Below are 13351 nucleotides of genomic sequence, written 5' to 3'. Positions count from 1 at the left end.
GAATTTTGAAAAATAAAGGTCGAAAATAAGGCAAAATTGTTGTAGCGCATGTGGGAACCGTATAAAAAGGGGTTCAAGGCCTATCTTCAGCTGGAGCGATCGCTCTCGCAGCACTCGGTGGAGGCCTACTTGGGGGACGTGGAAAAGCTCACCCAATACCTCCTTTTTGTCCAAACCCCTCAAAAACCCTCGGAGCTGACAACGGACGACCTCCGGAAGTTCCTGCAATGGGTGGCCTCCCTGCACATGACCCCGTCCTCGCAAGGGCGTATTTTGTCCGGACTCCGTTCTTTTTACAAATACTGTCTCCTGGAACAGATCGTGCAGGCCGACCCCACCGAACTGCTGGAGGGGCCAAAGCTCAAACGGGCGCTGCCCGACGTGCTGAGCTTTGAGGAGATCGAATCGATGCTGTCCCAGATCGACCACAGCACCCCCGAAGGCGGACGCAACCGGGCCATCCTGGAAACCCTGTACAGCTGCGGGCTCCGGGTGAGCGAACTCGTATCCCTGCGGCTTTCCTGTCTGTACCCGGACGTGGGCTTTATCCGGGTGATCGGCAAAGGAGACAAAGAGCGGCTGGTGCCCATCGGCAGGGCCGCGCTGAAATATATCGGTATTTACAGGGAGCAAATACGGGTGCACCTGCCGGTCAAACCGGGGAGCGAAGACATCGTCTTTCTAAACCGCCGCGGCAGTGCACTCTCCCGGGTGATGATCTTTTATGTCATCAAGGCCCTCGCACAGAAGGCGGGTATTGCCAAAAACATCTCCCCGCATACCTTCCGCCATTCTTTTGCGACCCACCTCGTGGAAGGCGGGGCGGACCTGCGGGCCGTCCAGGAAATGCTGGGTCACGAAAGCATCACCACCACCGAGATCTACACGCACCTGGACAGGGAGTACCTGCGGAAGACGTTGCAGGAGCACCATCCGGGGTTTCAATAGTCGTCCACGGCCCTTGCGCCGCCCACGACGACGACCGGCTCCCGTTCCAGGCGGACCGTAACTTCTTTTGTTCCCACCTTGGAAGGGGGATAACGCATCCTCATTGTCCGTGGGACAAACCCTGCCGCTGAAATGGTATAGATGACGCCCCGGCGCGTACAAGCCGCGCGGATATCGGCGCCTGGGATCACCCGTCCGCCCGTGTCGACAACGGTGATCCGGACGGAAGGAATATCCCGGTCCGGGTTGACCGCTACTAAGCCGGTGAGCGCGCTGTGCACGGTGTCTATCCAAATCGATGGTAGTGTCTTATGCGTAACGATGGCGTTCCCCTGCGTCGTCTGTCCAGTCGCCCGGAGACATCCCAACAGCAGCGCCAGTATCCAGCCAAAACGGGAAGGAGCAGGGCGTAGCGGCCGCCGCAACTGTCCGGTAGTAAACCGACCGCAGGTAGAACCGGCAGCCGTTTGAAAATACCGCAGCACCTGCTCGTCAGTCAACCCGGTAAAATCGACGACTTGTTTAGCACACGCCGCGCAGTGGCGGCCTTTGTCCGTGGGCGTCATCTGATCCCAGGAAGCGGTGCAGGGTTCGGGGATATGTATTTGCATCGGCTGTTTATTTAATGACTACAGGGGATGATACGGACCCCGGGGACGGTATTGGGTTCCTTCAAACGCGTCATCCCGACGTACATGGGCTGCACCGGCCGGCTGGATAAATCCACCGTCCTCCGGACAGGGGCATAGCCGCAACTGTATATCATCAGGGTCAGCCTGGCGCAGCCGGCCGGTGCGATACAGGTACAAAGGCCATTCCCGTCAGAGAGGACGAGCAGGTTGGTTTCGAGGACCGAGATGGAGGCGTTGAGCATGAAGCCGCTCTCGTCCATGGCATAGACATATACAGGGGTCTCGACGAGCACATCAGGCAGGGCGGCCGACGGAAGGGGCAGCGCCAGGGGCGGAAGCGGCAGGACCACAGGGGGGAGGGGCTGAACCGGGGACGGGAGGCGTTTGCCCGGGGGCGGGAAGCGCTGAGCCATGAGCGGGTCCGCCGAGGTCCGGGGAGCCGACGCGACTTGCGCCCAAAGGCCGGAGCGCACCGCGATAAACGCACACAGGATAAGTATAGCTTTCAGCATGACACCGTTTTCCATAGAGGTGCAGCGGCCCGGGGAATTACACATCCTTTTTCCTTAATTTTCTACCCAGATGTCCTTTTTACGCTCTATAAGGGGGAAAAGACCGGATCCGTCTCAGCCGGACGAATTTTTGGTAAAGGCTTACCAGGACGGGGGGGACCTCCAGGCCCTGGCGGACCTGTACGAGCGGTATATGGACCTGGTCTATGGCTTGTGTGTGCGTTACCTGGAAGACCCGGAGCTGTCCAGGGATGCCGTCATGGGGATTTTCGAGGTCCTGGTTCGGGACGTCGCCAAGTACCCGGTCCAACATTTCAAGTCGTGGCTCTACCGGGTGACACGGAATTACTGTCTGATGCAACTCCGTTCGGGCGGAAAGGGCAAAATCGTGGAATTCGGGGCGGATTTTGTGTATTCTGAGGAGAATCCGCACCTTAATGGAGGCGAGGAGGAAGAAACCTTCCTGCGGCTGGAGAAGTGCCTGGAAGCGCTGCCAGCCGAACAAAGACAGGTAGTGGTCCTTTTTTATAAGGAAAATAAATGTTACCAGGAGATTGGAGCGTTGACAGGTCAGGAATGGAACAAGGTCCGGAGCCACATCCAGAATGGGCGAAGGAACCTGAAAATATGTATGGGGGAAAGAACGCATGTTCAAAAAGGAGTCCGATAAAACCATTTTTACGGCGGAGGACATCGAGCGTTATCACCAGGGCTTGATGACCCCGGCCGAACGGCACGCCCTGGAAAAGGCGGCGCTGGAGGACCCCTTTTTGGAGGAGGCCCTGGAGGGCTTTGCGGGTTTACCCCCCGGACAGGCGTCAAAAGACTTGTCGATCCTCCGCCAACGGCTCGCGGCCCGGGTACACCGGAACCGCGGTTTGGGTGTTTGGTGGCGGGCGGCGGCGGTGGTCGTGGTCATGGCAGGGGCCGGGGGGCTGGCTTACCGGTATTGGTGGGCGGGCAGCCCGGAGAAGAGGGTGGCTGCGGCGCAAAAAGCGCCTTTGGCGCAAAAAGTTGCGCCGCCCGCGACGCCAGGCGCATCGCACGCGCCGGAGGGGCCCGCGCCAACGACGCCGGAGAGGCACGCACCAGCGGCGGAGGGGCAGGCGCCAGTCGTACCCAGGGTGCAGGCCCCGAAGACAGAGGCGTCCGGCGTGAAGAACCCCGCGGCGGCGGCCACGGCGGCGGCGCCTAAGGCGCAAGCGCAGAAGCCACGCACAGCAGCGGCGCCCGCGCAAAGCGCGGCGTTGCTCAGTGCTGCGGCCCAGGAGTCCAGGGCGGTACCGCCGGTGGCGGCGCCCACAACAGCGGCGCGAAGGCCGGCAGCGCCCGCCGCACCTCAGGCGCAGAAGCAAGAGGCAAAGGCATTTGATACCTTGGCGCGGGGGGTGGACGTAACGGTCACGGGAAATGTGGCGCCGGCCGCCGACACGAGCTATGTAACGATGCCCCATGCGGGAAACGCAACGACGGTCCCGGCGGGAAACGCAACGATGGCCCTGGCGAGAAACGCCAACGCACTCGATATCAGGATCAGAGGGGTACCCGACAGGAAAACCTATTTCCAGAACCACATCACCGATGTCTTCAACCAGCCGATCTCGTACGCATCCATCCGCGTCCTGCCCTCGGGGCGGGAGTGGTCGGCGGACCAGAACGGTTTTTTCCGGCTGGGGACGACGGATACTGCCACCAAAGTACTGGTTACCGCGGTGGGGTACGCGCCCCGGCAGTTTAACGAAGACGAGCTGAAGAACCTGCCTTCTCTTCAACTGATCCTTGACACGGCCCAACTGGACAAGGTGGTGGTGGTGGGCATGGGTACAAAGAAGAGCAAGCCGGACCTGCCGGATACAACCGGCGCCGAGCCGCTGGAGGGGTGGAGCAATTACAACGACTACCTCACCAACAATATCCAGATGCCCGACGAGGCGCTTCAAAACCACATCCACGGGTATGTGCACCTGACCTTCCAGGTGGACGCAACCGGCAAACCCACCAACGTCAGCGTGACGAAGTCTCTTTGCAATCCGTGTGACGCGGAAGCGGTCCGGCTATTGTTACAGGGGCCGAACTGGAAAAAGGCAAAGGAGGGCAAAAAAGTAAAGGGGAAGCTGAAAGTGCACTTTTGAACGGCGGGCCCCGCGCGTGCGGGTATGAACGCGGATTGTATTAAAAGCGGACAGATTGCGCCCGCATTTTTTTTCCAACAAATTACTTACCAATCCCTTAGACCTTTGGCACCGAAATCGTGCGAGAAAAGGGTATGCTGAAACACTATATCCGGATCGCCTCCAGGTCCCTGCAAAAAAATAAGGGCTATGCCTTCCTCAACATCCTTGGACTTGCAACGGGGATCGCCTGCGCGGGGCTGATCTTTCTTTGGGTGGAGGACGAGGTGACGTTTGACAGCAACCAGGCGAACCGGGATCGGGTCTACGTGGTCAAGGTGAATGACCAGGAGGACAAGGGCGTTTTCACCCATACCTCGACGCCGGGTCCGCTGGCCCCGGTGATGGCGACGATGCCGGGGGTGGAAGCAACCTGCCGGACAACGGAGGGAACGGATGCGGTGATGTTCCGGGTCGGCGACCGGTCGATGAATGCGTCGGGCAAATACGTGGAGCCTTCGTATTTCAGCCTGTTCACGCTGCCGTTTGTGGAAGGGGGCGTGTTTACGCAACGGCATTCGATTGTGATCACGGAGAGCGCGGCAAAAAAATTCTTTGGGAGCGTTCAGCATATCGTCGGCAGGACGGTGAACATGGACAACAAACAAGACTACGTGGTCTCGGGGGTGATCAGGGACTTTCCGGCGAACACCTCCCTACCCTTCGAGTGGGCGGTACCGTTTGACGTATTTTTCCGGGACAATGAGCACTTTCATAAGTGGAACAACTTCGGCATCACGACGTATGTGGAGTTAAAGCCCGGCGTGGATCCGGGGGTGTTGAACCGGCAATTGCTCGAACCCCGTTATGATTTTACGACCCAGAAAGTAGAGAGCGAAGTGTCGACGGTGCACCTCTTTCTTTTTGGGATGAAGGACTGGCGCCTGCGGGACCAGTTCGATAACGGGAAACCAACGGGAAGCGGGCGCATCACTTATGTGCACCTGTTTTCGCTGATCGCCTGGATCGTTTTACTGATCGCGTGTATCAACTTTATGAACCTGGCCACGGCCCGGAGCGAAAAGCGATCGAAGGAAGTGGGCGTCCGCAAGGTACTGGGAGCCGGCAAACCGGGGTTGGTCGGCCAGTTTATGGGCGAAGCGCTTGTCCTCAGCCTTGCGGCGACGCTGGTGGCGGTGTTGCTCATGGCCTTGGTATTGCCCGCGTTTAACCTGTTGGTCCAGAAAAACCTGACCCTCGACTTGTGGAAACCCTTGCACCTGGGGGCCTTGTTCCTTCTGGCCCTGGTCTGCGGCCTCGTCGCAGGCAGCTATCCGTCGCTTTACCTGTCGTCTTTTAACCCGGTGTTTGTGCTCAAAGGCATCCGTTTGAAAACGGGGAGCGCGGCCCTGATCCGCAAGGGGCTGGTGGTCCTGCAATTCACAGTATCGATCGTGCTGATCATTGCGACCGTTATCATCTACCAGCAGATTCAGCACGTCAAAAACAGGAACCTTGGATTTAACCGGAAGGACCTCGTGCAGATCCCGCTGCAAGGAAACCTGCTGCCGTCTTTTACCGCCCTCCGCCAGGAACTGATCGACGCGGGCATCGCAAAAAACGCCGCGCTCACCGATCACGTCACGCTGGAGGCGGGGAACAATACCGGCGGCATTGGCTGGGTGGGGAAGCCCCCGGCGAGTAACGTCATTATTTCCGTGCGGTTGACCAGCCCGGAATTTATGTCAACCCTGGGGATGCACATCCGGGAGGGCCGGGACTTCGAAGCTACCGATACGATGCACTTCATGGACCCGGCGCACATAAAGGATTTCCCGGTTATACACGTCCTGGTGACGCGCAGTATGGAGCAATTGATGGGGGGCGGTAGCGCTGTTGGCAAAACCCTCACGCAGGACGGCAATCTTCACGTCGATATGGTCGTGGCGGGTGTCGTGGACGACTATATGTACGGTGATATGTATGGGCATCCCGATCCGGTGGTATTTTGGTGTATCCCTCAATTCACCACGTATATGTATGTGCGCCTGCGGCCAGGCATTGCCCCCGACGTGGCCATCGCGAAAATGACGGCGCTCTGCAAGAAATACAACCCCGGCTATCCTTTCGATTATTTGTTCGTGGAGGATCAGTTTAATGACAAGTTCATGAGCGAAATGCTGATCTCGAAGTTGTCGCGGGTCTTTGCGGCACTGGCGATCCTCATCTCCTGTCTTGGGCTTTTCGGCCTGGCCGCCTATACCGCGGAACAGCGCGTCAAGGAGATCGGCATTCGCAAAGTGTTGGGGGCAACCGGCGCACAGATCGCAGAATTGTTGTCGCGGGATTTTATCCGCCTGGTGCTGCTGTCCTGCCTGATCGCATTCCCGGTCTCCGGTTGGATCATGCACAACTGGCTGCAAGGCTTTGCATACCGCATCGGCATCCAATGGTGGGTATTCGCAGTGGCGGGTGCAGCCTCGATCCTGATCGCGCTGGGAACCGTCAGCTTCCAGGCTATCAAGGCGGCAGCGGCTACTCCTGTGAAAAGCCTTCGGGCCGAATAATCATTCTTTTTGGGAAAAACAGGGAACCCAGCCAGGCCAGGACAACCACGCCCAGCGCGCCCACGGCATTGAGCCAAAGAAAACCGATGGGAGACCATTTGAAAAGCGCGATCACGAAACATTCCACGACGACCGCGCTCCAAAACGTCACGCTGCCCCCGGCGCGTTTTACATAAAACGCCACGAGGAAGATCCCGAGAATGGTCCCGTAAAAAAGCGACCCCAGCACATTGACGGCTTCGATGAGGCTGCCCAGGCGGGAAGCGAACTGGGCGGTCAGGATGCAAAAAAGCCCCCACCCCAGCGTATACCAGCGGGACCACCGGACGTCTTCGTGGTCGGTGCACCGGCGTTGGATAAATTTTTTGTGGATGTCCACCACGGAACAGGAGGCCAGGGCGTTGAGCGCAGCGGCAATGCTGCCCCAGGCCGCGAGGAATATGACGGCAATCAGGAGCCCCACCATGCCCATGGGCAGATAGTCTACGACAAAACGGAGGAAAATATAGTTGGTGTCGTTGTCGTCACCGCCCCGGAGACCGGGTTTGTCCAGGAGGGCGCGGTAGTCCTGGCGTAACCCCAGGTCCTTTTGATGGAGTTCGTTCAACAACAGACCGGTTCGGCGTTGTACGACGGTGTCCCCCCGGTGGACGGCGTCTGCGTAGGCGCTGACGGCCAGTTGTTTTTCCATGGACAAAGTATCGTACCGGGTCTGGAGGGCGTGACCGGCGCTTCGGTAAGCGGAGGTTTCGACACGGTGTGTCTGGACCTTGTTGAAGAACAACGGCGCCGGGTAGAATTGGTAAAATACAAAGACCAGCGCCCCGAGCAAGAGGATGGCAAACTGCATGGGGATCTTAACCAGGCCGTTCATGAGCAGGCCGAGCCGGCTTTCGCGTATACTCCTGGCCGTAAGGTACCGGCCCACCTGTGACTGGTCGGTGCCGAAATACGACAACGCGAGAAAAAAGCCACCGATCAACCCGCTCCAGATATTGTATTTGTCCGTCCAGTCGAATCCCCCCTTCGATACGCCCGTCGTCAGGGCGTTGAGACGGCCCAGCCGGCCGCTGATGTGGAGGGCCTGCCAAAGCCCCACACCCTGCGGCAGGAGGTGGATGACCATATAGGCCACGATGGCCAGCGAGGCAAAGATGACGATCAGTTGGAGCTGCTGGGTATAGGCTACGGCCCGGGCGCCACCGGTCACGGTGTATACGATGAGCAACCCGCCCATGACCGCGTTTGTCCAGTAGATGTTCCAGCCGAGGAGGGACGACAGGATGATGGAAGGCGCATAGATGCTGATCCCCGTGGAAAGTCCCCGTTGCAGCAGGAAAAGCGAGGACGTGAGCGTCCGGGTTTTGACGTCGAAACGGCGCTCCAGGTATTCGTAGGCCGTATAGACCTTGAGCCGGTGAAAAAGCGGTACGAAGACGATGCACAACACGATCATCGCCAAAGGGAGTCCAAAATAGTATTGTACAAAACGCATCCCGTCGGTGTACGCCTGACCGGGCGCTGAGAGAAAAGTAATGGCGCTGGCCTGGGTGCCCATGATGCTGAGCAGGATGATGTACCAGGGCAGGCTCCGGTCACCTAAGAAATATCCATCCAGGTTTTTGGAACCGCGGCTTTTCAGCACCCCATATATCGTGACGCCCAAAAGTGTGGTGACCAGCACTATCCAATCGATGACGCTCATGCGAAGGCTTTGGTGAACCAATACAGGGCGCCTATACAGAGGAATAGGACGAGAAGGACGAGCCCATACCAGGCTGTCCAGTTCCCGAATAAGGGAGCACGCTCGTCGGGGGGACTATTCTTCTCTTTCACGTCTTCCCCGGCTTCGTGAGAACAACAGCAATCCTATGCCGCCGCCAACGAGGACCCCCACGGCCATTTCTTTCCAGAGCATCCCCAGGGCGATTCCCAGGACGACGCCCACGACCAGCCCGAATTCCGGGCCTTTTCTGTTACTACTTTCAGACATCCTAGACAGCAATTGATCGGCAAATATAACCCCCTTTGTCCGGGGAGAAAGGGTTATTGTACGGGCGGCGGTGCGAGCAGGTTGGCAAACAGCCGGTACGCCCCGGGAACGCCCGCCGGCAGTTGCCGGAAGAAGGCCAGGGAGGTATAGACGAACTTGCCCTTTCCATAGGCCCCTACGATGAGCGATCCCTTCTGGATAGCTTCGCCCGGGTCGTGCATGCCCAGGAGCGCCTTATAGTGCGGGTCCAGACCGTCGGCGTCCACGTAGTAAAGCCCTCTTTCCTGGATCCAGCCGTCAAAGTCTTTGGGGGTGATCTCATTGGGATAGTGGAACGCAGCATTACCCGGCTCCAGGAAGGAGACGTCGGCCGCCTCATCGGTCACCCGGCCGCCCCCCACGTGGAAAGCATAAGGACCAAGGGCCGGCGTAACGAGTCCGTTCAGGTTGTTGTACTGTTCCAGGAGGACGCCCCCGGCCTTGACGTAGTCCATCAGCCCCGGCATGACGTTCCGGAGCCAGGGTTGGGTGTTGAAGGCCCTTACCCCGGTGATGATGGCGTCAAAACGGCCCAGGCCCCCGTCCAGGAGGTCGGCTTCGTGGAGGATGGTGACGTCGTACCCCATCTCCTCCAGACAGCCGGGCATCTTGTCCCCTGCACCAACGATGTAGCCGATGTGCTTGCCCTTGACATTCACGCGCTCCCCAATCACCTTGGTGGAGGTGCCGTGGAAGTAGTGGATAAAAGGAATATGAGGATAGTCGATCTCCTTGAGTCCCGCGCTGTAACCAGCCACGTGGTCACCTTCCTTTAGTTGGACACTGACGTCGAAGACACTGTCCCTGTCGATAAATTTTTCATTATAGGGGATCTCGTACTGGTACGACTTATCCCGTTCCAGGTCCACCGTCCCTTTGTCGATCTCCATGACCTGGCCTGGTTTGGCGAGTCGAACGGTCATGCTCGCCCCGTGTATGTCGGTCGTGGGCACGACCGTCAGTTTTAACGTCGGGCGGAAAACGGGCTGCAGGTTGCTCAGGATCGTGCCTGGTGTGAAATAAACCAGGAGCGCGGGTACGATTTCCAGCGGCTGGTAGAGCTCGCCCCGTACCGGGTCGGTGTGCCTGTACATAACGGGCAGGGCCACCCGCCGGTCATCGCCGCCCTGTGCTACCCATATAAAGGCAGACAGGGGTGGATCGTTTTGCGGCTTCCCGATGTCGTGCTGATCTTCCACGGAAAAACGCCCCTCCGTCTTCTCCCGCCTCAGCCAGTACGGCTGGGACAGGGGTTCCCCCTCCCAGACATGGAAGGGGATGGTAAACGACACGGGGATGTTCGGGGACAGGGTAGCCGTGATCGCCGTGTCTATTGTCCCCACCATGATATGCGTGACCGTGATGGGTTCCGGTCCGCGGTTGACCATCGATACGGTCACGGGGGCCGTTTCTCCCCGCACCAGGTAGGGCCGGGTCACAAAGGCTTCCGTCCAAAGGCCGCTGCACGCGTTTTCCAAAAGATGCAATTGGTCCAACTTATAATTCCACCAGATGCCGGTGTGCAATTCCGCCACCCGGCCGGTCAACCGCTCCAGGGCGGGCATGCTGGCGGAAGGATGTAAAGGGTCAAAGCTGTTAATAACTGAATCGATGGCGGCATTGATCTCCGGTGCCCCCAGCCTGCTCCAGTCGGCAGTTACACCGTCCAGGAGGTCGTTTTTCGGTGCGTCCCCGCCTACGGTTTGGAAGTATTCGAAGGACCGGCCGCGGGAAGCGGCCACGCCGAAGCCCTGGCTTTTATGCTGGCTGCGGCTTTCCGCGGCGATCTCGCCATAGCTTTTCCCCAGGAGTGCATTGTAGGTGCCCACGTCGATTTTGAACTGGTCTTCCGACGTCGTGTTGTTCCCCCCGAAATTGAAGGTATTCCAAAGGATGCGTTTGGCCTGCCAGGGTTTTACCCCCAGGGCAAATTGCTCGGGAAAACGGTTCGGATCCGCGGCTGCCGTAAAGGCTTCCCGGGCCAGGATGGCCGAAGCCGCGTGGTGTCCGTGTCCCGCCCTCCGGTCTTCCGGGAAACGGGTGATGATCACGTCCGGCTGGAATTTGCGGATCACCCAGACGACGTCTGCCAGGATGGAGTCCTCCCCCCAGATCTTTAGCGCCTCCTGGGCCGATTTGCAAAATCCGAAGTCATAAGCCCTGGAGAAAAATTGTTCCGCTCCATCGATGCGGCGCGCCGCCAGGAGTTCCTGGGTGCGGATCAGCCCCAGTTCGATCCCTTGTTCATCCCCCAGCAGGTTTTGCCCACCGTCCCCCCGGGTCAGGCTCATGTACGCCGTGCGGACCTTTCTTTCCCGTGCCAGGTAGGCCAGCAACCGGGTGTTTTCGTCATCCGGGTGCGCCGCTATATACAGGACGGAGCCCACCACTTTGAGTTGCTGCATCAACTGGAGGATGTCAGCACTGCTGTAGGAGCGGGGGGCCTGGGCAGAGGTGGAGGTGATTACACTGATGGCTGCTATAGTCGGCAGGAGTCGTCTGAGGATCATCATGAAAAGTGGCCCCGGCTTTTGCCCCGGGGCCACTGCAATTTAACACTTCGGCGCTTATGCCGGCTTCTTCTTGCCCAGCTCTTCCAGGAGCTTGAGCCCCAGAAGCCCGTTGACGGGTCCGCTGCCGTTGTCCGCACCGGCGATGAGGACGTCGGGCATGATCCGGATGTGTTCGGATCCGATGGCTTCCATGACCTTGAGCTGGGTGAAGTTGTCCCCGCCCATGGCTTCCACGGCCAGTTTGTACGACTCGGCGCTCGACTTACCGATCGCCAGGATCTTTTCGGCTTCGGCGTTACCCGTGACCGCGATCCTTTCGGCATCCGCCTTGGCCATGAGCTCGGTCTTTTCGGCTTCGGCCTTGGCCAGGACGCGTACCTTTTCCGCCTCACCGCTGGCCAGGAGTTTCACCCGGTCGGCTTCGGCGTTGGCCTGGAGCCGGACGCTGCTGGCGTCACCCGTGGCTTTTTTCACGGAAGCGTCGGCGATCCTTTCGGCGATCCACACACCCTGGTCCGCTTTGACGACGTCCTTTTGGATCTCGGCGATGGCGGTTTCCTTTTCCAGGGCCTGACGGGTCTCCTGGGCCTTCATTTGCGTTTCATAAGTCACCTTTTGTTCCTCCGCGATCTTACGGTCGGTGAGGGTCTTCATCAGGCTTTCGGGGGGTACGATGTCCCCGATCAGGGTATCCACCCCGTTGACGTTGTACTGGTCCAGGACGACCCCGATGTGCATCTTGGCCTGCTCCTGCCGTTCCTTACGGCTTTTCAGGAAGTCGATCACGTCCGCGTCCTGGGCCGAGTTACGGAAATAGTTCCCGATGGTCGGCTCCAGTACTTGGGTGACAAGGTTGCTCATGTTCCCGAAACGGCCGATGACCTTCGGCGCCTCGGTCGTGGGGATATGGATGATCTGCGACACGTCCAGGTTAAAGGAGAAACCATCCTTCGAACGGACCGTGATCGTGCTCAGGTTTTTGTCCAGTTGGTGCGCCTCCGACCGGGTATTCGCCCAGTTCAGGACGAGGTTGGTCGTAGGCACCAGTTCCACCTTCATGATATACGGGTTGATCGGGTACTTACCCGGTCCAAGGGGTTCGGCCCAAACCCCTTTGTTCCCGCGGGCCACAATGTTCCCGTGTTTAAAAGAGGCCCCGCTCAGGTCTTCCCCGTCATTCCCCACGAAGGAGATCACTACACCGACGTAGCCGATGGGGATTTCGGTCATCCGGACCACTTCCACGCTCGCAAACCAGGGGTTTAGGAAGTAGGAACCCGCCAGGATCACCTGTTCCTGCAGCCCCTTATGACCGCCTTGGTTCAGGAAGGTGTCCACGTCCTGGAAGTTGTTGTGTCCCTGGATCGTGCGGCCCGCAATCTGGCCCGGGTCCAGCACCTTCCCTTCCTGGGTGGTGACGATCCCCACCCCGCTTTCCGGGACATGGATCATGTCCGTCACCTCGATGTCAAAAAGAAGGGTATTGACACGGTAAGAACCCGGTGTCATGATGGCCGTTTGCCGTCCTTTCTGGCCCCCGTTTTTGAGAAAGGCCTCGGCGTCCTGGAACGAGTCGCACTCCACACGCCGGGCGAGGATGTCCCCGGGGAGAAGTTCCTTCCCGTCCTTGGCCAGCACCAGCCCGATCTTCCCCGTGGGGATCACCGTAAAAGGTTCAAAGGTCACCGTATATTGCCAGGGCCATTTAGCAAAATACACCCCGGGCGCCAGCGTTTTTGCCTGGAAACCGGCTTCACCGGCCGTAGCGACGATACGGCCCACCGGTAGTTCCTGGCCACCCGAGAGTTTAAATTTTTTGGTCACGATACCGATCCTGTTCTCCGGCACGATGATCACGCCAAAGAATACGCGCAGAATGACTTTGTAAAAGATCAAACAAAGCAGGGGAATACCAATCAACAGGATCCACCTGAGGGTTTCAGTTTGTGTCATAGACATTATGGTTTGGGTATGTAAAAAAAACATTGCTTGCGCCCTCCTGGTGGGGCGCCGTCAGGTATATGCACACGACTGCG

At 58.7% G+C, this 13351-nt stretch carries 10 protein-coding genes; 4 read left to right on the top strand and 6 right to left on the bottom strand.

Annotated features, from left to right (window positions below; translation table 11 throughout):
* Positions 1-48 precede the first annotated feature (48 nt).
* Entirely contained in the window at positions 49-948 is a 900-nt protein-coding gene (gene xerD / locus EDB95_RS21705; RefSeq protein ID WP_133997193.1) for a site-specific tyrosine recombinase XerD, read from the top strand.
* Here the strand turns inward: xerD and EDB95_RS21700 are convergent.
* Both EDB95_RS21700 and EDB95_RS21695 read right to left on the bottom strand, forming a co-directional pair.
* Positions 942-1559 carry a hypothetical protein gene (locus EDB95_RS21700; RefSeq protein WP_133997190.1) on the bottom strand — a complete coding sequence of 206 codons (618 nt, stop codon included), beginning with the start codon at positions 1557-1559 and terminating at the stop codon, positions 942-944. The genes xerD and EDB95_RS21700 overlap by 7 nt on opposite strands.
* Before the next feature lie 11 nt (positions 1560-1570).
* Entirely contained in the window at positions 1571-2092 is a 522-nt protein-coding gene (locus EDB95_RS21695; RefSeq protein WP_133997187.1) for a hypothetical protein, read from the bottom strand.
* A 70-nt stretch (positions 2093-2162) separates the two neighbouring features.
* Between EDB95_RS21695 and EDB95_RS21690 the strand changes: the two genes are divergently transcribed.
* From EDB95_RS21690 to EDB95_RS21680, 3 genes are all read left to right on the top strand, one after another.
* Complete coding sequence (locus EDB95_RS21690; protein ID WP_133997184.1) at positions 2163-2762, top strand: RNA polymerase sigma factor; 600 nt, start codon at positions 2163-2165, stop codon at positions 2760-2762.
* On the top strand, positions 2740-4224 hold the full coding sequence (locus tag EDB95_RS21685; protein WP_133997181.1) for a TonB family protein: 1485 nt from the start codon (positions 2740-2742) through the stop codon (positions 4222-4224). The genes EDB95_RS21690 and EDB95_RS21685 overlap by 23 nt, the downstream gene beginning before the upstream one ends.
* 134 nt (positions 4225-4358) lie before the next feature.
* Positions 4359-6770: an ABC transporter permease gene (locus EDB95_RS21680; RefSeq protein WP_133997178.1), complete on the top strand. Its 2412-nt coding sequence runs from the start codon at positions 4359-4361 to the stop codon at positions 6768-6770.
* Here EDB95_RS21680 and EDB95_RS21675 read toward each other — a convergent pair.
* From EDB95_RS21675 to EDB95_RS21665, 4 genes are all read right to left on the bottom strand, one after another.
* Positions 6739-8475: a sodium:solute symporter gene (locus EDB95_RS21675; RefSeq protein WP_133997175.1), complete on the bottom strand. Its 1737-nt coding sequence runs from the start codon at positions 8473-8475 to the stop codon at positions 6739-6741. The genes EDB95_RS21680 and EDB95_RS21675 overlap by 32 nt on opposite strands.
* A gap of 114 nt (positions 8476-8589) precedes the next feature.
* Positions 8590-8763: a hypothetical protein gene (locus EDB95_RS27350; protein ID WP_162852718.1), complete on the bottom strand. Its 174-nt coding sequence runs from the start codon at positions 8761-8763 to the stop codon at positions 8590-8592.
* Positions 8764-8816: 53 nt separating this feature from the next.
* On the bottom strand, positions 8817-11315 hold the full coding sequence (locus EDB95_RS21670) for a PIG-L family deacetylase (RefSeq protein WP_246073758.1): 2499 nt from the start codon (positions 11313-11315) through the stop codon (positions 8817-8819).
* Positions 11316-11369: 54 nt separating this feature from the next.
* Positions 11370-13268, bottom strand: coding sequence for an SPFH domain-containing protein (locus EDB95_RS21665; protein ID WP_133997172.1), 1899 nt, complete (start codon positions 13266-13268; stop codon positions 11370-11372).
* Positions 13269-13351 lie beyond the last annotated feature (83 nt).

The organism is Dinghuibacter silviterrae (assembly GCF_004366355.1).
Classification (GTDB): domain Bacteria; phylum Bacteroidota; class Bacteroidia; order Chitinophagales; family Chitinophagaceae; genus Dinghuibacter; species Dinghuibacter silviterrae.
This window is presented reverse-complemented; position numbering and strand designations above follow the sequence as displayed.

Coding starts and splice junctions, on each gene's coding strand:
- EDB95_RS27350 (WP_162852718.1), bottom strand. CDS start 8,763: ATGTCTGAAAGTAGTAACAGAAAAGGCCCGGAATTCGGGCTGGTCGTG.
- EDB95_RS21685 (WP_133997181.1), top strand. CDS start 2,740: ATGTTCAAAAAGGAGTCCGATAAAACCATTTTTACGGCGGAGGACATC.
- xerD (WP_133997193.1), top strand. CDS start 49: ATGTGGGAACCGTATAAAAAGGGGTTCAAGGCCTATCTTCAGCTGGAG.
- EDB95_RS21680 (WP_133997178.1), top strand. CDS start 4,359: ATGCTGAAACACTATATCCGGATCGCCTCCAGGTCCCTGCAAAAAAAT.
- EDB95_RS21695 (WP_133997187.1), bottom strand. CDS start 2,092: ATGCTGAAAGCTATACTTATCCTGTGTGCGTTTATCGCGGTGCGCTCC.
- EDB95_RS21690 (WP_133997184.1), top strand. CDS start 2,163: ATGTCCTTTTTACGCTCTATAAGGGGGAAAAGACCGGATCCGTCTCAG.
- EDB95_RS21670 (WP_246073758.1), bottom strand. CDS start 11,315: ATGATGATCCTCAGACGACTCCTGCCGACTATAGCAGCCATCAGTGTA.
- EDB95_RS21665 (WP_133997172.1), bottom strand. CDS start 13,268: ATGACACAAACTGAAACCCTCAGGTGGATCCTGTTGATTGGTATTCCC.
- EDB95_RS21700 (WP_133997190.1), bottom strand. CDS start 1,559: ATGCAAATACATATCCCCGAACCCTGCACCGCTTCCTGGGATCAGATG.
- EDB95_RS21675 (WP_133997175.1), bottom strand. CDS start 8,475: ATGAGCGTCATCGATTGGATAGTGCTGGTCACCACACTTTTGGGCGTC.